The organism is Escherichia marmotae (assembly GCF_002900365.1).
Taxonomy (GTDB): Bacteria; Pseudomonadota; Gammaproteobacteria; order Enterobacterales; family Enterobacteriaceae; genus Escherichia; species Escherichia marmotae.
Genome location: NZ_CP025979.1, coordinates 4,087,373 through 4,105,634, shown reverse-complemented (window position 1 = coordinate 4,105,634; position 18,262 = coordinate 4,087,373). Strand labels below are relative to the sequence as shown.

The 18,262-nt window shown below is 50.2% G+C and carries 19 protein-coding genes; 7 read left to right on the top strand and 12 right to left on the bottom strand.

The window, feature by feature from the left end; all coding sequences use genetic code 11:
* Positions 1–144: 144 nt before the first annotated feature.
* Together C1192_RS21010 and argO are read right to left on the bottom strand one after the other, a co-directional pair.
* Entirely contained in the window at positions 145–885 is a 741-nt protein-coding gene (locus tag C1192_RS21010) for an oxidative stress defense protein (RefSeq protein WP_000669823.1), read from the bottom strand.
* A gap of 92 nt (positions 886–977) precedes the next feature.
* Positions 978–1,613 carry an arginine exporter ArgO gene (argO, locus tag C1192_RS21005; protein ID WP_000493344.1) on the bottom strand — a complete coding sequence of 212 codons (636 nt, stop codon included), beginning with the start codon at positions 1,611–1,613 and terminating at the stop codon, positions 978–980.
* Between the two features lie 214 nt (positions 1,614–1,827).
* Between argO and C1192_RS21000 the strand changes: the two genes are divergently transcribed.
* Together C1192_RS21000 and dctP are read left to right on the top strand one after the other, a co-directional pair.
* The gene (locus tag C1192_RS21000) at positions 1,828–2,757 is read left to right on the top strand and encodes a hypothetical protein (RefSeq protein WP_038355446.1); all 930 of its coding nucleotides are present in this window, start codon (positions 1,828–1,830) and stop codon (positions 2,755–2,757) included.
* A gap of 54 nt (positions 2,758–2,811) precedes the next feature.
* On the top strand, positions 2,812–3,855 hold the full coding sequence (gene dctP, locus C1192_RS20995) for a TRAP transporter substrate-binding protein DctP (RefSeq protein ID WP_000142897.1): 1,044 nt from the start codon (positions 2,812–2,814) through the stop codon (positions 3,853–3,855).
* A 41-nt stretch (positions 3,856–3,896) separates the two neighbouring features.
* Here dctP and mscS read toward each other — a convergent pair whose 3' ends face one another.
* The 4 genes from mscS to epd all read right to left on the bottom strand — a co-directional run bounded on the left by mscS (position 3,897) and on the right by epd (position 8,534).
* Positions 3,897–4,772, bottom strand: coding sequence for a small-conductance mechanosensitive channel MscS (gene mscS / locus C1192_RS20990; protein WP_038355447.1), 876 nt, complete (start codon positions 4,770–4,772; stop codon positions 3,897–3,899).
* A gap of 358 nt (positions 4,773–5,130) precedes the next feature.
* A complete protein-coding gene (gene fbaA / locus C1192_RS20985) occupies positions 5,131–6,210 on the bottom strand; it encodes a class II fructose-bisphosphate aldolase (protein WP_038355448.1) in 1,080 nt (359 codons plus the stop codon).
* Between the two features lie 91 nt (positions 6,211–6,301).
* A complete protein-coding gene (pgk, locus tag C1192_RS20980) occupies positions 6,302–7,465 on the bottom strand; it encodes a phosphoglycerate kinase (protein WP_000111269.1) in 1,164 nt (387 codons plus the stop codon).
* 49 nt (positions 7,466–7,514) lie between these two features.
* On the bottom strand, positions 7,515–8,534 hold the full coding sequence (gene epd / locus C1192_RS20975; RefSeq protein ID WP_038355449.1) for an erythrose-4-phosphate dehydrogenase: 1,020 nt from the start codon (positions 8,532–8,534) through the stop codon (positions 7,515–7,517).
* 371 nt (positions 8,535–8,905) lie between these two features.
* Between epd and C1192_RS20965 the strand changes: the two genes are divergently transcribed.
* Positions 8,906–9,337, top strand: a complete 432-nt coding sequence (locus C1192_RS20965; RefSeq protein WP_000988684.1) for a PPC domain-containing DNA-binding protein — start codon at positions 8,906–8,908, stop codon at positions 9,335–9,337.
* A 25-nt stretch (positions 9,338–9,362) separates the two neighbouring features.
* Here the strand turns inward: C1192_RS20965 and C1192_RS20960 are convergent, their stop codons facing one another.
* Both C1192_RS20960 and C1192_RS20955 read right to left on the bottom strand, forming a co-directional pair.
* Complete coding sequence (locus tag C1192_RS20960) at positions 9,363–10,691, bottom strand: IS4-like element IS4 family transposase (protein ID WP_103194760.1); 1,329 nt, start codon at positions 10,689–10,691, stop codon at positions 9,363–9,365.
* 128 nt (positions 10,692–10,819) lie between these two features.
* Entirely contained in the window at positions 10,820–12,028 is a 1,209-nt protein-coding gene (locus C1192_RS20955; RefSeq protein ID WP_103194764.1) for an IS256-like element IS1414 family transposase, read from the bottom strand.
* 153 nt (positions 12,029–12,181) lie between these two features.
* Here C1192_RS20955 and C1192_RS20950 point away from each other — a divergent pair, with 153 nt between their 5' ends.
* The 4 genes from C1192_RS20950 to C1192_RS20935 are packed head-to-tail and all read left to right on the top strand — an operon-like array spanning position 12,182 to position 14,804.
* Positions 12,182–12,760, top strand: coding sequence for an ECF transporter S component (locus tag C1192_RS20950; RefSeq protein ID WP_000113901.1), 579 nt, complete (start codon positions 12,182–12,184; stop codon positions 12,758–12,760).
* Positions 12,761–13,468, top strand: coding sequence for an energy-coupling factor transporter transmembrane component T (locus C1192_RS20945; RefSeq protein WP_038355782.1), 708 nt, complete (start codon positions 12,761–12,763; stop codon positions 13,466–13,468).
* Positions 13,456–14,133, top strand: coding sequence for an ABC transporter ATP-binding protein (locus C1192_RS20940; protein WP_001517044.1), 678 nt, complete (start codon positions 13,456–13,458; stop codon positions 14,131–14,133). Before C1192_RS20945 ends, C1192_RS20940 begins: the two co-directional genes overlap by 13 nt.
* Positions 14,127–14,804 (top strand): ABC transporter ATP-binding protein, encoded by a 678-nt coding sequence (locus C1192_RS20935; RefSeq protein ID WP_038355781.1) that lies wholly within the window; start codon positions 14,127–14,129, stop codon positions 14,802–14,804. Before C1192_RS20940 ends, C1192_RS20935 begins: the two co-directional genes overlap by 7 nt.
* Here the strand turns inward: C1192_RS20935 and C1192_RS20930 are convergent.
* From C1192_RS20930 to C1192_RS20915, 4 genes are read right to left on the bottom strand one after another with little or no spacing between them, the layout of a single operon-like run.
* Positions 14,776–15,489: a nucleoside/nucleotide kinase family protein gene (locus C1192_RS20930; protein WP_038355780.1), complete on the bottom strand. Its 714-nt coding sequence runs from the start codon at positions 15,487–15,489 to the stop codon at positions 14,776–14,778. The genes C1192_RS20935 and C1192_RS20930 overlap by 29 nt on opposite strands.
* The gene (fumE, locus tag C1192_RS20925; protein WP_001517047.1) at positions 15,486–15,995 is read right to left on the bottom strand and encodes a fumarase E; all 510 of its coding nucleotides are present in this window, start codon (positions 15,993–15,995) and stop codon (positions 15,486–15,488) included. Before fumE ends, C1192_RS20930 begins: the two co-directional genes overlap by 4 nt.
* A gap of 21 nt (positions 15,996–16,016) precedes the next feature.
* The gene (glpX, locus tag C1192_RS20920; RefSeq protein WP_038355779.1) at positions 16,017–16,982 is read right to left on the bottom strand and encodes a class II fructose-bisphosphatase; all 966 of its coding nucleotides are present in this window, start codon (positions 16,980–16,982) and stop codon (positions 16,017–16,019) included.
* The gene (locus tag C1192_RS20915) at positions 16,979–18,256 is read right to left on the bottom strand and encodes a zinc-binding dehydrogenase (protein WP_038355778.1); all 1,278 of its coding nucleotides are present in this window, start codon (positions 18,254–18,256) and stop codon (positions 16,979–16,981) included. The genes glpX and C1192_RS20915 overlap by 4 nt, the downstream gene beginning before the upstream one ends.
* Positions 18,257–18,262: the final 6 nt, after the last annotated feature.

Genomic DNA, 18,262 nt, shown 5'->3' with positions numbered 1-18,262 from the left:
CGCTTAACCGTTTCAGTTATTCAATCTTTGATGAAATCGCGTGCAAAGATAGGTGATTGCATCATGGTTTTACAGAAAATTACAGAAAAAGGAGGCGATATCAGGTGAAGACATTAGCCCGACAAAGGCGTCGGGCTAAAAGTATTATTGTGCGGTAGGTGTTTTTGCAGGTTGCTGATCAACAGGTTCTAACTGGAAGACCACATCAACCTGATCATCAAACTGAATAGCAGCCTGCTCGTAAGTTTCCTGAGTGGAAACCGGCGCGGCATCAGCTTTCATCATTCGAACCATCGGGCTGGGCTGATAGTTGGAAACATGGTAGCGCACGCTATATACCGGCCCCAACTTGCGATTAAAGCCGTTCGCCAGCTCCTGTGCCTGATGAATCGCATTATCAATCGCCGCCTTACGCGCTTTATCTTTATAGGCATCAGGTTGCGCCACCCCCAAGGAAACAGAACGAATTTCGTTAAGCCCGGCCTTCAGCGCGCCATCCAGCAAAGAATTCAGTTTGTCTAACTGACGAAGCGTTACTTCCACCGTTCTCACCGCCCGGTAGCCTTTCAGAATACTTTTACCATCCTGGTAATCGTAATCAGGCTGGGTGCGTAAATTGGCAGAGCTGATATCTTTTTTCGCGATCTGATTGAGTTCAAGGAAAGAGATATATTGCGCCACACGCTCATCCGCCTGCTTCTTGGCGGTCGCGGCATCCTTCGCTGCCACGTTGACTTCAATCGCAAGGGTGGCAATGTCTGGCACCGCATCCACGCTTGCTGTTCCTGAAGTGACAATATGCGGACCATCCGGTAGTTCATTGGCCTGTACTGCCATTCCGCTGAAACCCATCAATGCCGCCAGGGCGATAACTTTGAACTTCACGTTAGTCTCTCCGTGTTAATTGACTTGCCCAAAATTCAGGACCTCTGGAGGCAAGCTTAGCGTCTCTGTTTTAATTTTCCATCAGATAGCACCTAACTGAACAAGGCTTGTGCATGGGCAATCCCCTCTTTCGCCAGTTGTAGAGCGATAAACCACATCACGCAGCCCACCACGAAATTGATAATGCGCTGCGCTTTGGCGGTACGCAAACGCGGTGCCAGCCAGGCGGCTAATAACGCCAGGCCAAAAAACCACAGGAAAGAGGCGCTAATCGTCCCGAATGCAAACCAACGTTTTGGGTCAGGATCAAGTTGACCGCCCAGGCTGCCCAGTACCACAAAGGTATCCAGATAGACATGCGGATTCAGCCAGGTCACCGCCAGCATGGTGGCGATAATTTTCCATCGCCCCTGTTTCATCACTTCGGCACTCGCCAGTTCAATATTACTGCCCATCGCAGTTTTAAAAGCGCCAAAGCCATACCACAACAAAAAGGCAACACCACCCCAGGTCACTAATGCCAATAACCACGGAGACTGCATCAGTAACGCGCTACCGCCAAAAATCCCGGCGCAAATCAGGACTAAATCGCTGATTGCACAAAGTAAGGCAATCATTATGTGGTACTGACGGCGAATGCCCTGATTCATCACAAAAGCATTTTGCGGACCGAGCGGCAGGATCATAGCCGCACCAAGCGCAAGGCCTTGAAAATAATAAGAAAACATGTTAAAAATTCCGAGTTAATTACCTGATGCAGAGACTATAGTGCGGGATTGTTATTAGATAAAATTGATAATTCTAATAGCATATAAATAATTTTAATATTAATTTAAATAATTCTACTCGGTGACTGATTTTAGAATAACAATCTCAACATTCCCCATGGCGTAAACGACGTTATGGCTCGCTTCCCTGCTCGCGTTGTAAAGGACTAACACAATGCAATCATATGATCTCACTCTGCTCCCCTACCCTATCCGCGAAAATATGCCGCGACAACAAGGTTGGTGCTTTGGACTACCACCAGGCATAACACCCGAACAGTGGCCGCTGGATCCAAATAATGGTTTCCCATTGAATCATGGATTTACCCTACTATTGCCAGAGGACTATCGGATTTATGGACCAGAGGTTGTCGCGTTATCTTTCTTTGCAGTTGCGCCAGAACACAACGATGGCGGAACTCCGTGTACAGAAGAAATATTGGATGTGTTTGAAAATTTTGAATCCTGCACGCCCCCAGAAGATCCAAATCTTTATGTTTTTTGGCTGGCAGAAAAGCAACGACATCCACGGCTATTTCGGATGGCAGATATATTAGGTTGTTCTTATGCGGTAATTTTACTAACCCAGTACGAGTTCAACGGCCCATTTTGCGAGCCACCTGAACTTATACCTGACCACTATCGCGACCAGCAAGATACGCCAGAATGGATGACTATTGGCAGTGCATTTAGTTATTTTCAGGCTAACGTCAGACCAAAAGATACGCCTGAAAGCAATTTTATTTACCGTAAATTGGGCACCATTCCTGAGCAGTCGCTGGCGTTCAATCTGGCGATTTCATGCGAGCCGCGCGCTTTTGATCCTAATGCGGGAATTAGCCCCTCAGAAAGAAATGATACGGAATATCAGTCCATTCATTATTTTTCTAAAGATGCAGAGGGAAAGAGTAAATGTGAACCTCTCCAGTGGCATAGCGCACATCTGCCCGATCATCTCGGTGGTTCGATGGCGCTCGTGCAGCCTATACCAGACGGAATGTCGCCTTATTATATTGAGTTTGAAGAGTATTTCGACGGGTATAATTTTGGCACAGGTAATGCCTGGCTGGACTTTAAAAATATGAAGTTTGATTTTAGTTGTTAAAGTTCACTGCTTTTAATATTAACGACGATCAACAAAATTACAGAAGGAACTGATATGACATTCAAACACTTTTTATTTTCTCTGATATCAGGGTTACTTCTGGTATCTTTCCCCAACATTGCTGCTGAAAAAATACTTCGCTATACCGATCATGAACCTTATGGTGGAATGCGTACACAACTCATTAAAGAGGTATTATTTGCAGAAATTGGAAAAGAGTCACAAGGACGTTTGAAAATTGAACCTCACTGGAACGGTGAAATCGCCATCAGCTATGACGCACTGGCGACGATAAGTGATGGCAGCAAAGCTGATATGGGTATAGTGGTGCCAGAATACACAGCGAAACAATTACCGCTTCATCAAATATTCAAGAGCTTTGCTATTGGCCCGGAGCATGGAGCCAGTCAGGTAGAATTCTTTCGTCGCGTATATGCAGAAATTCCCGAACTTAACGCTGAAATTGAGCGTAACAATGTCGTGAACTTACAATTTTTCCTTGGCTATCCGGTAGGCTTTTTTTCTACCAAACCCATTATGAAATTAACCGCTCTTCAGGGAACTTCCTGGCGAACAGCCAGTTTCTGGCATCGGGCTTATTTAGTTAATACAGGAGCAAAAACCGTAACCTTACCGTGGAATGAGCAAATTACGACAGCACTCCGCGACGGGAAACTCGATGGCTTAATGGTCAATCTCGATAGCGGGTATGACATCCATGCTGAACGTGCTGCGCCGAATGTGTTGCTCTCTCCTTCGCTCTGGCTCGGCCATGTTTATCTTTTGACGATGAATAAACACACCTGGGAAAGCCTCAGTACTCAAGATCGCGAGGCGATTCAGCGAGCTGCTATTACAACCCAGAAGGCGCTGGGCCAGGCATTAGATAACAATCTGATCAACATGGTAAAAACGCTTGAACAGGAAGGCACACATGTTCGCTATCTGACAAAAGCAGAACTGGAGGCCTGGCGGAAAGCGATTGGTTATCAGCAAGAACAAGCTCAGTGGGTAGCAAAGCAGAAAGCTGAAGGTATAGACAATGCCAGGGAAGTGATGCAAAAAGTTGCCAATCTTCTTGATAGAACAATCCATTGAATTGTTAGTGCGCCCATGAATCTTATGGGCGCTTTACATGATTAACGCGTTACCGCATCGCTCTCTTTATTCTCTTTCACCCGCTTGAAGTTCACATCTATTTGCGGATATGGGAAGCTGATACCAGCAGCATCAAACTCGCGTTTAATACGTTCCAGCACGTCCCAGTACACGTTTTGCAGATCACCGCTGTTGCTCCAGGCACGAACGATAAAATTAACCGAGGATGCGCCAAGTTCATGCAGGCGCACGGTAATTTCACGATCTTTTAAAATACGATCTTCGGACTGAATAATATCAGTCAGGATCTGCTTAACCTGATCGATATCAGAATCATACGCCACGCCAATGATAAATTCGTTACGGCGCGCCGGCTCGCGAGAGAAGTTAATAATATTACCGGCAATAATTTTACCGTTCGGAATAACGATAATTTTACCGTCTGCGGTGCGCATAGTCGTAGAGAAAATCTGCACGCTCTGCACAGTACCGGCAACACCGCCGAGGTCAACATATTCACCGGCACGGAACGGGCGGAACATTACCAGCAACACGCCAGCGGCCAGGTTAGACAGCGAACCCTGCAACGCCAAACCTACAGCTAAACCTGCGGCACCCAGTACGGCGATAACCGATGCGGTTTGTACGCCCACGCGACCCAGTGCAGCAATTAGCGTAAAGGCAATAACTGCGTAACGGACTAATGCAGAAAGAAAATCAGCAACGGTGGCATCAATTTTACGGGAGATCATCAGGCGATTCACCGCATTGGAAATCATCCGCGCGACAATCAAACCAATGATGATAATCGCGAGAGCCGCCACGATGTTTACAGCATAACTCAGCAACAGCGCCTGATTATTCACCAACCAGGAACCTGCACCGTGTATGCTATCGACAACATTCAAATCTTCCATTCAATATTCCTTTTCAACTGACTCAAAATGGAGAAATACACTCCGCCGCCTTATGACGGGCAGTCTGACAAGGGTAAACAATAAAGTATAATTTTGCCAAATAGATCACAAATTTCTTAAGTACATCACCTTGCTTTTGGCGAAAAAAAGCCCCGCAGAGTGGGGCTCAGACATATGACAATGTGCGCTTTGTCATGCCGGATGCGGCGTGAACGCCTTATCCGGCCAACAAAAACCTGCAAATTCAATATATTGCAGGATACGTGTAGGCCTGATAAGCGTAGCGCATCAGGCAATTTTGCTTTTGGCGAAAAAAAGACCCGCAGAGCGGGCCTTGAGATAAGCAGAAAGGAATATCTTACAGAACGTCGATTGCGTTCAGTTCCTGGAATGCTTTTTCCAGACGAGCGATCATCGAAGTCTGACCAGCACGCAGCCATACGCGCGGATCGTAGTATTTCTTGTTCGGCTGATCTTCGCCTTTCGGGTTGCCCAATTGACCCTGCAGGTAAGCTTCGTTTTCTTTGTAGTAGTTCAGAACACCTTCCCAGGTTGCCCATTGGGTATCGGTATCGATGTTCATTTTCACTACGCCGTAGCTTACGGAGTCTTTGATTTCCTGAGCAGTAGAACCGGAACCGCCGTGGAATACGAAGTTCAGGCTGTTGTGCGGCAGGTTGTGTTTCTTAGAAACATATTCCTGAGAATCACGCAGGATAGTCGGGGTCAGAACCACGTTACCCGGCTTGTAAACGCCGTGTACGTTACCGAAGGAAGCCGCGATGGTGAAACGCGGGCTGATTTTGCTCAGCTCGGTGTATGCGTAATCAACGTCTTCCGGCTGGGTGTACAGTGCAGAAGCGTCCATGTGGCTGTTGTCCACACCGTCTTCTTCACCACCAGTGCAACCCAGTTCGATTTCCAGAGTCATACCGATTTTGGACATGCGCTCCAGGTATTTAGAGCAGATTTCGATGTTCTCTTGCAGAGATTCTTCAGACAGGTCGATCATGTGAGAAGAGAACAGCGGCTTACCGGTAGCTGCGAAGTGTTTTTCACCTGCGTCCAGCAGACCGTCGATCCACGGCAGCAGTTTCTTCGCGCAGTGGTCAGTGTGCAGGATTACAGGAACACCGTAGTGTTCAGCCATCTGGTGTACGTGATGCGCACCAGAGATAGCGCCCAGGATTGCAGCCCCCTGCGGAACATCAGATTTCACGCCTTTACCAGCGATAAAGGAAGCACCGCCGTTGGAGAACTGAACGATAACCGGCGCTTTAACTTTAGCAGCGGTTTCCAGTACGGCGTTGATGGAGTCAGTACCGACGCAGTTTACTGCTGGCAGTGCGAAGTTATTTTCTTTTGCTACCTGGAAAACTTTCTGTACTTCATCACCAGTGATTACGCCAGGTTTTACGAAATCAAAAATCTTAGACATGTTTCTTTGTCCTGTATCGTCGGGCTTGAGAAAAAGTGCGTGCTACATGAGCGCGCTGAAACAAGGGCAGGTTTCCCTGCCCTGTGATTTTTTACTTCTTAGCGCGCTCTTCGAGCATCGCTACTGCAGGCAGTACTTTACCTTCTACGAATTCAAGGAATGCGCCGCCACCAGTGGAGATGTAGGAGATTTTGTCAGCAATGCCGAACAGGTCGATTGCTGCCAGAGTGTCGCCGCCGCCAGCGATGGAGAACGCTTCGCTATCTGCGATAGCGTTAGCCACGATTTCAGTACCTTTGCGGAAGTTCGGGAATTCGAACACGCCAACCGGGCCGTTCCACAGAATAGTTTTCGCATTCTTCAGGATTTCAGCCAGTTCCTGTGCGGAAGCATCACCGATATCCAGGATCTGCTCGTCAGCTTTCACGTCGTTAACAGATTTCAGGGTAGCCGGAGCAGTTTCAGAGAACTCAGTTGCTACGCGAACATCAGACGGAACCGGGATGTTGCAGGTGGTCAGCAGACGTTTTGCTTCGTCAACCAGGTCTGCTTCGTACAGAGATTTACCTACATCGTGGCCTTGTGCCGCGATAAAGGTGTTTGCGATACCACCACCAACGATCAACTGGTCAGCGATTTTAGACAGGGAATCCAGAACGGTCAGTTTGGTAGAAACTTTAGAACCACCAACGATAGCCACCATCGGACGAGCAGGTTCTTTCAGTGCTTTACCCAGCGCGTCAAGTTCAGCCGCCAGCAGCGGGCCTGCGCACGCAACGTCAGCAAATTTACCGATACCATGAGTAGAAGCCTGCGCGCGGTGAGCAGTACCGAATGCGTCCATTACGAATACGTCACACAGTGCAGCATATTTTTTGGACAGGGTTTCGTCGTCTTTCTTCTCGCCTTTGTTGAAGCGAACGTTTTCCAGAACAACCAGTTCACCTTCAGCAACGTCAACGCCGTCGAGGTAATCTTTAACCAGACGAACCGGGTTAGACAGTTTGTCTTTCAGGTAGTTAACAACCGGCAGCAGAGAGAATTCTTCGTTGTACTCGCCTTCGGTAGGACGACCCAGGTGGGAAGTTACCATCACTTTCGCGCCTTGTTTCAGGGCCAGTTCAATGGTCGGCAGAGAAGCACGGATACGTGCGTCGCTGGTTACTTTCCCGTCTTTTACTGGTACGTTCAGATCCGCACGGATAAATACACGTTTCCCAGCAAGATCCAGATCGGTCATCTTAATTACAGACATGGTGAATCCTCTCGTTGATTCTAAAAGTTTTGCAGACGCTGCTTGCGTCTTACCTGAAAGCAACAGCGGCCATCGCTAACGTCGTGTCGATCATTCGGTTAGCAAAGCCCCATTCGTTATCGCACCAGACCAACGTTTTGATCAGGTGTGCGCCACTGACCCGGGTTTGGGTGCCATCGACAATGGCACTGTGCGGGTCGTGGTTAAAATCTACAGAGACCAACGGCAATTCCGTATAGTCAACTATACCATGAAATGCACCTTGTGCTGCCTTTTGCAACAACTGGTTGACTTCATTGGCTTTTACAGGTTTCTTCACCGTCACGCTCAGGTCGATTACCGTCACATTAATGGTTGGCACACGTACCGCAATCGCTTCAAAGCGATCGTTAAACTGCGGGAAAAAACGCGTGATACCGGCGGCCAGTTTAGTATCGACCGGGATGATCGACTGACTGGCGGCCCGAGTGCGGCGCAGGTCGGGATGGTACGCATCAATAACCTGCTGATCGTGCATGGCGGAGTGAATTGTGGTCACAGTGCCGGACTCAATGCCGTACGCATCATCTAACAATTTGATGACGGGAATTATGCAATTCGTGGTACAGGAAGCGTTAGAAACAATGCGATGTTCCGCGCGAAGTTGATCCTGATTGACGCCATAAACAATAGTTGCGTCGAGAGCGTTGCTGCCAGGATGTGAAAAGAGCACTTTTTGGGCCCCGGCGGCAATATGCGCTTCGCCATGCTCGCGGGTGCCATACACGCCGGTGCAATCGAGCACCACATCGACGCCAAGTTCACGCCAGGGGAGCGATTGCAGTGAACGTTCATGCAATACGCGGATGGCGTCATCACCAACAAAAAGTTGATCGCGTTCCTGACGCACTTCCCATGCAAAACGGCCATGACTGGTGTCATATTTCAACAAATGCGCCATGCCCGCAGCATCCGCCAGTTCGTTGATTGCCACCACGGTGATTTCCGCCCGGCGTCCGGATTCATACACAGCACGAACCACATTACGCCCGATGCGACCGAAGCCATTTATCGCTACGCGTACGGTCATAGGTCTCCTGCAAGGCTTTCTCAAAGCAAATTTGCCAGACAGAGTAGTCCAGCAAATCGTTCGGGAAAACCTTACCTGTCGCAAATTGCGACTGATTGGTTAATTGTCGAACATTTAATCGACTGAAACGCTTCAGCTAGGATAAGCGAAACGCGGAATAAAAGGAATGATTGTCCAGTCAAAGAAGACAATTATCTGACTTACGTCACGTTTTTGGCCATGGTATGCCAGGAATTATTCCACTTTGCAGAATCACGAATAAGCGTAGCAAAATCTTTTCGCTGTGCCGTCATAAACCCTGATTTATATCAGAATATGACTGATGTCGCGTCGATATCATCCGCAATACGTCCGAGTTTCGGAGTACTTCAATGATGACATTGCCCCACCTTTATTCTTCAACTGCGCGCTTTTACGCGCTGCGCCTGCTTCCCGATCAGGAAGTTTTCTCTCAATTACGCACCTTCGCGCGACAGCAACAACTTCACGCCGCGTGGATTGCGGGTTGTACCGGCAGTCTGACTGACGTCGCCTTACGCTATGCCGGGCAAGAAAACACCACTCATCTTCGCGGTAAGTTTGAAGTAATCGCACTGAACGGCACACTGGAACAGACAGGTGAACATCTTCATCTCTGCATTTCAGACCCACACGGCGCAATGCTCGGCGGTCATATGATGCCTGGCTGTACCGTGCGCACCACCCTTGAACTGGTGATCGGTAGCCTGGAAGAACTGGCATTCAGTCGCCAGCCTTGCGCGCTTTCTGGTTACGACGAGTTGCATATTTCCCCTGTTAAATAACACCCTTTAGAGTAATGCCAGTCAGTTAAGCAACTGACTGGCTCTTTTTCGGGGCTGTGGGGTATTTCCAGGGCCTCTCCTTTACCACTCTCGGGAAGGCTCTTTCCCTTCTTGTCGGTAATTTCACAAGTTGTCCCATACTTGCAAGATCGCGCATCAGCTCCGGTATACGTCCCGGTGAAGCGCCCTGCAATGTCATCAGCATTCTCATCACCATTCCGCATGATTCTGAGAAACTCAGTTGATTCGGCCAGTAACCTTTCAGATGTTCTGCCATTTTAATCATCTGATATCTCACCAGATTATAAGCCAGTAAGACACCCCACAGCTCTTGCTCCACAAGCTCCGGCTTTTTACTTCTCAGCGTCAGCCTGCTCAGTTGCATCGTCTGTTTTATCTCCCTGTATCCCAGTTCGATTTCCCAGCGATGACTGTACAGATCCGCCATTTCTCCTCCGGGGAAGCGCATGGCGTCCGTCATCGACGTCAGCAGATGGCAGACTTTTCCTTTGCGCGTCACGGTCAGCAGGCGGGCTGTCACCTCATTTCCCAGCCCCGGCCACTTTTTTCGTGCCTGCGGGCTGGTTTTCAGCTTCACCAGATGATCGCCTTTACCCAGTTTTCTGATCTCTTCATATTGCGCTCCCTTTCTGAGAGGGATCATCCAGTGGCGGTGTTCTCCCGCCTGGCTCCAGGCATTTAACAGTCCCAGTGAGTAATAACCTTTATCCATTAACGTCAGGGTGTTATCGCCGGTTTGTTCTATAAGTTGCTCAGCAAGCTCATTTTCGCTGTTCTTCATCGTGCCGAAGGCTGCAGCCGTCAGCAGATGGCTGGTCAGTTCCATCTGGCAGACCATTTTGACCTGCGGGTAGAGCGCCGGGTTCCCGGCATGTGTCTGGCGGGGGAAGGCTGCATCGTTCTCTGGTGTATCCGGTGTGCGCCAGAACACACCATCGATGGCCAGCAGGGTCAGGCCGCACCAGTGCGGATGCGGCGTGGTGTTATGCCAGAGCTGCGCTGTTTTCGTGAACACGCGGCGGACAGCCTCACTTCCCAGGCGCTGGCGGGCCTGAATAACGGCACTGGGGGCAACGAAGGGGCGATTGCCCGGTAGCATGATGTCCAGGCGATTCACAATCTGGTGAAGAGGTTCTTTACGCTCAAGCGCCATGCCAACAATACACCAGACCATCATTTCGAGGGGAAGACGGCGCTTGCGTAGCGTTACAGTACCTGATTCGGCAAGGCAACGAGAGATGAGTTCGGGGTCGAGGTAATCCCCCAGAGAAGTCAGTGGGTTACGCAGAGAATCGTAACGGGATACCAGATCAAGGGCCTGTCCAATGAGCATAAAAAAATCCGGAAACGAGTGAGCGTTTCCGGATTCTTACACAGCCACTGGATCGGTCAACTGATCCTTAACTGATCGGCATTACACCAGAAAGGAGCCTGTTTAAGATTCTGTGTAAATGCCTTTTCTCAGAAGTGACCGTCCAGGCGGTCACCGAACTCGATAATAAAGCGGCTCATTGCCATTCGCCAGTCCTTCAACGGCATCGTCCATTTCTGGGACGCAGACTGGATTGCCAGCCACACCACTTTTTTCACCGAGTCGTCTGTCGGGAACACTTTACGCTTTTTGAGCGCATGGCGGATCACGCTGTTTAGCGACTCGATGGCATTCGTCGTATAGATCACTTTGCGGATGTCCGTTGGATAAGCGAAGAACGTGGCAAGATTCGGCCAGTTAGCCTGCCAGCTTCGGCTTATCTGAGGATAGCGACAGTCCCAGGCCGCAGCGAACGCTTCCAGTGCCTGCTGGCCTGCCTCTTCCGTGGGAGCCTGATAAATCGCTTTCAGGTCGCGAGTGACGGCTTTGTAGTCCTTCCATGACACGAAGCGCAGGCTGTTGCGCACCATATGCACGATGCATAACTGGATGCGGGCCTTCGGATATACTGTGTTGATGGCATCCGGGAAGCCTTTCAGGCCATCCACACAGGCGATGAGGATATCGTTCAGACCGCGGTTTTTCAGTTCAGTCAGCACATTGAGCCAGAACTTCGCCCCTTCATTTTCGGCCAGCCACATACCCAGCAGTTCTTTCTGACCTTCGATATTGATGCCCAGTGCCAGGAACACCGATTTGTTGATGACGCGACTGTCCTGCCGAACTTTCAGGACGATACAGTCAAGATAAACAATGGGGTAAACAGCATCCAGTGGTCGGTTTTGCCATTCTACAACCTGCTCCATCACGGCATCGGTAACCTTTGATATCAGTGCCGGTGAAACATCTGCGTCATACAGTTCTTTGAACGCAGCAGCTATCTCACGGGTGGTCATCCCTTTGGCATACAACGAGAGGATCTGGTTATCCATCCCGGTAATACGGGTCTGATTTTTCTTTACCAGTTGTGGTTCGAAGGTACCGTCACGATCGCGCGGAGTACGCAGTTCCAGTGGACCGTCGCCTGTGATAACGGTCTTTGTGGAAAAACCGTTGCGGGAGTTAGCTCCTGGTCTGGACTGATTTTTCTCATACCCAGGATGGTGTGTCATCTCTGCATTGAGAGCGGCTTCAACGCTGAGCTTTTTCAGCAGCCGATCAAACTGACTGAGGTCTTCAGGGGTTTTGAGGTTTTTGGCCAGTTCGTTAGCCAGAGCCTGTAACTGTTTTTCGTCCATAAATTAACCTTCATTTGATGCTGGATTGAACATATCAAAATCAGGCAATTACACAAATCTATGTACAGGCTCTTTCCGGATTCTTACACAGCCACTGGATCGGTCAACTGATCCTTAACTGATCGGCATTACACCCTTTAGAGAGGTTTTCTTATGGCGCGTCGCCACTTTTCCAGTCAGGCTTTGGTGCTGATCGTTATCTCTATCGCCATCAATATGATCGGCGGTCAACTGGCCAGCATAGTCAAATTGCCTATTTTTCTCGACTCCATCGGCACGCTTATTAGCGCGGTACTGCTTGGTCCAGTGATCGGTATGCTGACCGGCTTACTGACCAATTTACTCTGGGGGTTACTGACTGACCCGATCGCCGCCGCTTTTGCCCCCGTGGCGATGGTCATCGGTCTGGTCGCGGGTTGGCTGGCGCGAGCGGGTTGGTTCCGTACTCTGCCGAAAGTCATTGTCAGCGGGGTGATTATTACTCTTGCGGTGACAATTGTTGCCGTGCCGCTGCGTACAGCCTTGTTTGGCGGAGTAACCGGTAGCGGAGCGGATTTGTTCGTCGCCTGGATACATTCAATGGGGCAAAACCTGGTGGAATCAGTGGCGATTACGGTGATAGGCGCTAACCTGGTCGATAAAATTCTCACGGCGGTGATTGTCTGGCTTTTACTGCGACAACTACCGATTCGCACCACACGCCATTTTCCAATGATGGCCGCCGTGCGCTAAATGCATCCGTTTACCTCATTAACGTTGTGGGCGCTGGCTGCCTGCACCACGCTTATCCTGCCCGCGCAGACCATTTTGCCGATCTATAGCGCGGCGACCTTTTTCTGCCTTATCGCGCTAAAGGCCACGCGGCGGCGGGCAAAATATGTCACCTGGCTGATGTTTTCGCTGGGCGTCGGTCTGTGGCTGGTGCACGGTGGCTGGCTGACAGAATGGATAAGTGACGCGCCACGCTCTCCAGAACGGTGGGCACATGCCATTACGCTCTGGTTGCGTATTCTGGCTATTGTTTCAACTTCACAGTTGTGGATGCAATTCGTCCCCGTGCAAGGTTTTATCCGCGCTTTGTTTGCTTCTCGCCTGCCGCCGGGCGTCGCTTATCTGTTTGCCGGGCCGTTATTGGTCGTTGAGCAGTTAAAACGACAATTAGCGATTATTTATGAAGCACAACGCGCTCGCGGCGTGCCGCTGGATGAAGGCTGGTATCAACGTTTACGTACTATGCCCGCGTTAATTATTCCGCTAACTCATAATGCGCTTAACGATCTGGCGATCCGCGGCGCGGCGCTGGATATGCGGGCATTTCGACTCCACAACCGGCGCACTACGCTGTGGGCACCACCTGACAGTAACCTAGAAAAAGTGGCGCGTTACACCATGATCTTGCTGATGCTGGCAGAATTCGGAGCGTGGATATGGTTACGTTAGAACAGTTTCGCTATTGCCCGACACACTCAACAATTCCTCCGTTCTGTTATGACTTTTACTATGACGAACCGGGGATGATCGCCATCTTTGGGGACAACGGCAGTGGCAAAAGCACGCTGGCGCAACTGATGGCGGGTTGGTATCCCGACTTCTTGCCGGGTGACATAGCTGGTACGGGAATGCTCCTCGATACGCCCATTGGGCAACGCTCACTCAACGAACAATCTGCGACCATTCAACTCGTCCAGCAATCCCCCTACTTGCAGCTTTCTGGCTGTACCTTCAACGTGGAAGAAGAAGTCGCGTTTGGGCCAGAAAATCTGTGTCTTGCTGAAGCAGAGATTATGGCGCGTATTGACGCCGCTCTGACTCTGACCGGGTGCCAGCCATTGCGTCATCGCCATCCGGCAACACTCTCCGGCGGGGAAACCCAACGCGTGGTCATCGCTTGTGCTATCGCGATGCAACCTAAGATTTTAATTCTCGACGAAGCCTTTAGCCGACTGACGTCGCAGGCCAGCGAAATGCTGTTGCAGCGCTTACAACACTGGGCGTTGAAACGTGATTCGCTGATTATTCTTTTTGAACGCCATCAAACACCTTTCCTGAACTACTGCCAGCAAGCGTGGCAACTGCAAAACGGAGCACTCCAGCCATTATGTTAACGTTAAATCAGGTTACTTATCGCTGGCCTGACGCAGCAACGGATTGTCTTTGCAACATTTCTCTACAACTCAAAAAAGGTGAATGGCTGGCGCTGACCGGCGACAATGGCGCGGGAAAATCGACCCTGTTGCGTATCATGGCGGGTCTTCTACCCCCTTCGTCCGGCACGGTAATGTTGCAACATCTGGCGCTACATACACTCAAGAACCGCCAACGCGCGGCAAACATTGGTGTGCTGTTTCAGGAAGCGGAAAACCAGTTATTTCACAGTACCGTCGCGGAAGAGGTCGCATTTGGTTTGAAACTGCAAAAATGCCCAACTGATGAAATTGCTCAACGCACCGACGCTGTCCTGCAATGCTGTCAGTTAACAGATGTTGCCAGCGCTCATCCGTTAGATCTGCATAGCGCCCAGCGACGGATGGTGGCCGTCGCCTGCCTGGAAGCTCTCGCCCCGCCGCTGTTATTACTTGACGAACCGAGCCGGGATTTTGACGCCCAATGGCTGGCAGTATTTGAAAGTTGGCTGGAAAAGTGCCGCCTTCGTGGCACGAGTGTGGTGGCAATCAGTCATGACGCCGCATTTACCCGGCGTCATTTTTCTCGCGTCATGCGACTGGAAGGTGGTGTAGTGAGGGAGGTCAATCTGCCAGACAGTATTCACCGTTAGGCGTCATCATTAAGGTCAAATTTGCAGGCCGACTCTGTTCCAGCACCCGACGAACATTCGGCCCGTCGGTACGTTCATAAAAAGCTTCAGCATCTGCCTGCGATAATCCCCCCGCCAACTTGCGCCCCACCAGTCGTTCCCGTAACGCAGATGCGGGCGCGTTGATAAATATCGAGAAATCACAAAATTGCGCTAACGTGCGCCACTGCTCGTCATCCAGCAATAGCCAGTTTCCTTCGACGATGACCAGCGGCGCGGTAACGTGCAACGCATCTTCTACCGGATCATGTTTTTGTCGATCATACTGCGGCCACGTACAGTCGCCTTGCACGGCCTGACGCAGATTTTCCGCCAGTTTCGCCACGTCAAACGTTTGCGGCGCGCCTTTATAAGGGCGAAGCTGATGCTCATCCAGCCAGATGTTGTAATGGTGAAAACCATCCATCGGGAGCGTCTGAATAGCGGGTAATTCGGGATCTTGTTGTGCGAGATATTCCCAGAAGGTAGTTAAGGTAGATTTACCCGTCCCTGGTGGAGCACTCAAAAATACCACCGTACGCCGCTGCGGGTTTACCGCCTGTAAGGCCGCCAGCATACGCAGTAGCGGTTTATGTACATTTTCAATTTCATCATCAGAGTACTGCGCCTGTACCTTTAGTCTATTCACCGTCAGTTCGATTTTCACGGCGTTAATTCCTTTAAAGTTGTCGTTACTGCCAGCGTCAGCGCCGTTTTGACCATTCCGCTAAAACGCGCCTCTGACCAGACCGCGAAATCAGCGAACTTCATCGCTTTCAACGCATCATAGAGAGAAGTATTACGGGTTATGCTATTAACGTTGCTGATAAAATCCCAGGTAATGTCATCGACAAATCCGGGCGTTTCATTCTGCTCGTTCAGGTAATGCCAGAATTGAGAAAAGTGCGTAATATCGGCGTACAGCCATTTATCCATTTTCCCCAGCGCATAAATCAAACGCAGCGCAACATCAATATCGTCAAGCGGGCCGCTTTGGGCGAGCAACGGCTTCACTGCATATTCCACGATCTCTTCATCGTTATCGACAAACAGCGACGGCAGAAACTGGCGTATCCCCTGGAGCAAAATGGCATGCGCAGTTTTCATAAATGACAATAAATTGTCCTGTGCATCCAGTTGCTCAAGCACATCATCTTCTGTCAGCGTCGCCATTCGTCTTCCGATAGATCACCATCAATGCAGGGAGTCTATTATATTACACGTTTGGTCTGCGCCATCGATCAGTAATGTCTGCGTCCGCACCCCATTCGCCGTCTGTTGTATACCGTTCACCAGCTCTCCGCCCGTCACACCCGTGGCGCTAAAGAGGATATTTTTATCTCTCACCAGTTCGTCGAGCGAGTACACACGGTTGACCTCAACCCCCATTTCCTTGCAACGCTGGCGCTCCTGTTGTGCAATCTGCCGATTTTCCGTGTAATCACCTTTGGCCTGACAAAAATCAATAAGCTCTGCCTGCATATCTCCGCCTAACGCTTTGACTGCACAGGCAGAAATAACGCCTTCTGGCGCACCACCGATGGTGTACATCACGTCGTAAGGATTATCCTGCCAGCAAGTCAGCACACTGGCAGCAACATCGCCATCCGGCAGGGCGAATACTTTCACGCCCAGTTGCTTCGCTTCTTCAATCGCGGCATGAAGACGGGGTTTATCCAGCGTAACCATGCGTAATCGATCCAATGGTTTGCCCAATGCTTTTGCCACATTGCGCAAGTTATCCGTCAGGGGCAAAGACAGATTAATCACTCCTGCAGCCAGTCGGTTAACGACCAGTTTTTTCATATACATATCGGGCGCGTGTAACAGGCTATCTCGTGGGGCGAAGGCCATTACCGCCAGGGCATTACTCTGCCCCATCGCCACCATCCGGGTGCCTTCAATAGGATCAACCGCGATATCGACTTCTGGCCCATCACCTTTGCCAACCTCTTCGCCAATCCACAGCATCGGCGCATGGTCAATTTCCCCCTCACCGATAACCACTCTCCCACGAAAAGCGACGTCGTTTAATGCCTGACGCATCGCGGTAACCGCCAGGCCATCAATTTTATTTTTGTCGCCACATCCGGTTTGCGGCCAGGCAGCCAACGCGGCCTGTTCCGTAACGCGAAATAATGGCCACGCAAGGGACATCATTGCGCGGCCTCCCCGATATCAACGCCAAATTGTGCCAGCAGATATTTCTCGGCCTGTTCATTCCAGATGCCGTGCGTTTCCTCAACCCGTCGCGCCAACTCTTTAAACAGCGGATCTGTTTTCCCTTTTTCGGCAAAATCGGCAATGGCGGTCAGCGGCATGGTGACGCCGTTATAAATGAGTTTTTTGCCGCCGGGAATATCCGGCAAATTGAGTACGGTTTCTGGCACCGCATCCAGGCCACCAATATGGGTCACCATAAACGACGGCTGCAACTGCCCCGTGGCGCTAAGGGCAATCGCCTCTTTCATATCATCCGTAGAACCACCGGACGTCCCAACGACGTGAGTGCTGTTGTAATGCACGTTGTAAAAGTTAAACGGCACTTTGAAGTTTTTATCCGTTGGCCCGGCAAAGAAGTTCAGACAACCATCTTCCGCCAGCAATTCATCAGCCATCTCAACGACCGAAGGCACCGCCGCATAGACAAAAACATCATCGAACCCGACATCTCCTGTCAGCGACCGCAGCATCTGTACCGGATCGCTCATCCCTTTGGTATTCACGTATACCAGCTCAATCCCTTTGCTGGCCGCCATCTCCACCGGCAGCAGCTTCTGTACTTGTGCCAGCCGTTTTTCATCGATGTCGACCACTACCACCCGTGATGGTTGAATGCCGCCGTTAATGGCGTAATCGATAGCGCCAATTCCCATCGGGCCAGCACACGCCAGTAGCGCAATATTGCCGCCAGATTTGACGCCCATTCGATGCTCATAAACATATTGCGTAGTGTGATAATTAGCATGATAAGCGACAATAATGCAGCACATCGGCTCCGCCAGCGATGCCGCAGCAAAATAAGAGCCGTGATACGGTAATACGCAGCCTAAATTAATCGCGATTTCAGGAATAATCATATAGGTGGCATTACCACCAAAATATTCGTAGCTGTATCCCGCAGAATATCCGCTGGGTAACCCCATCGCAGGCTGTAAAACAAATCGCTGACCTTTTTTATATTTGTCGGTAAGATTTTTACCCACTTCAACAATGACTCCGGCACATTCATGCCCGGTGATCGCCGGGTGATTTTCTAAATCGTCCGGCACCCGTTTATGTTCGCTACCAAGCAACGCCGCTTTCCAGGTGGATAAACAAACACTATCAGAAATTACACTGACCAGCAGTTCATTATCAGTAATTTCGGGTAACTCAAATTCACGCAGACGGATATCCCGCTTGCCATAAATAGCAGCAACTTTGGTTTTCATTTTTAC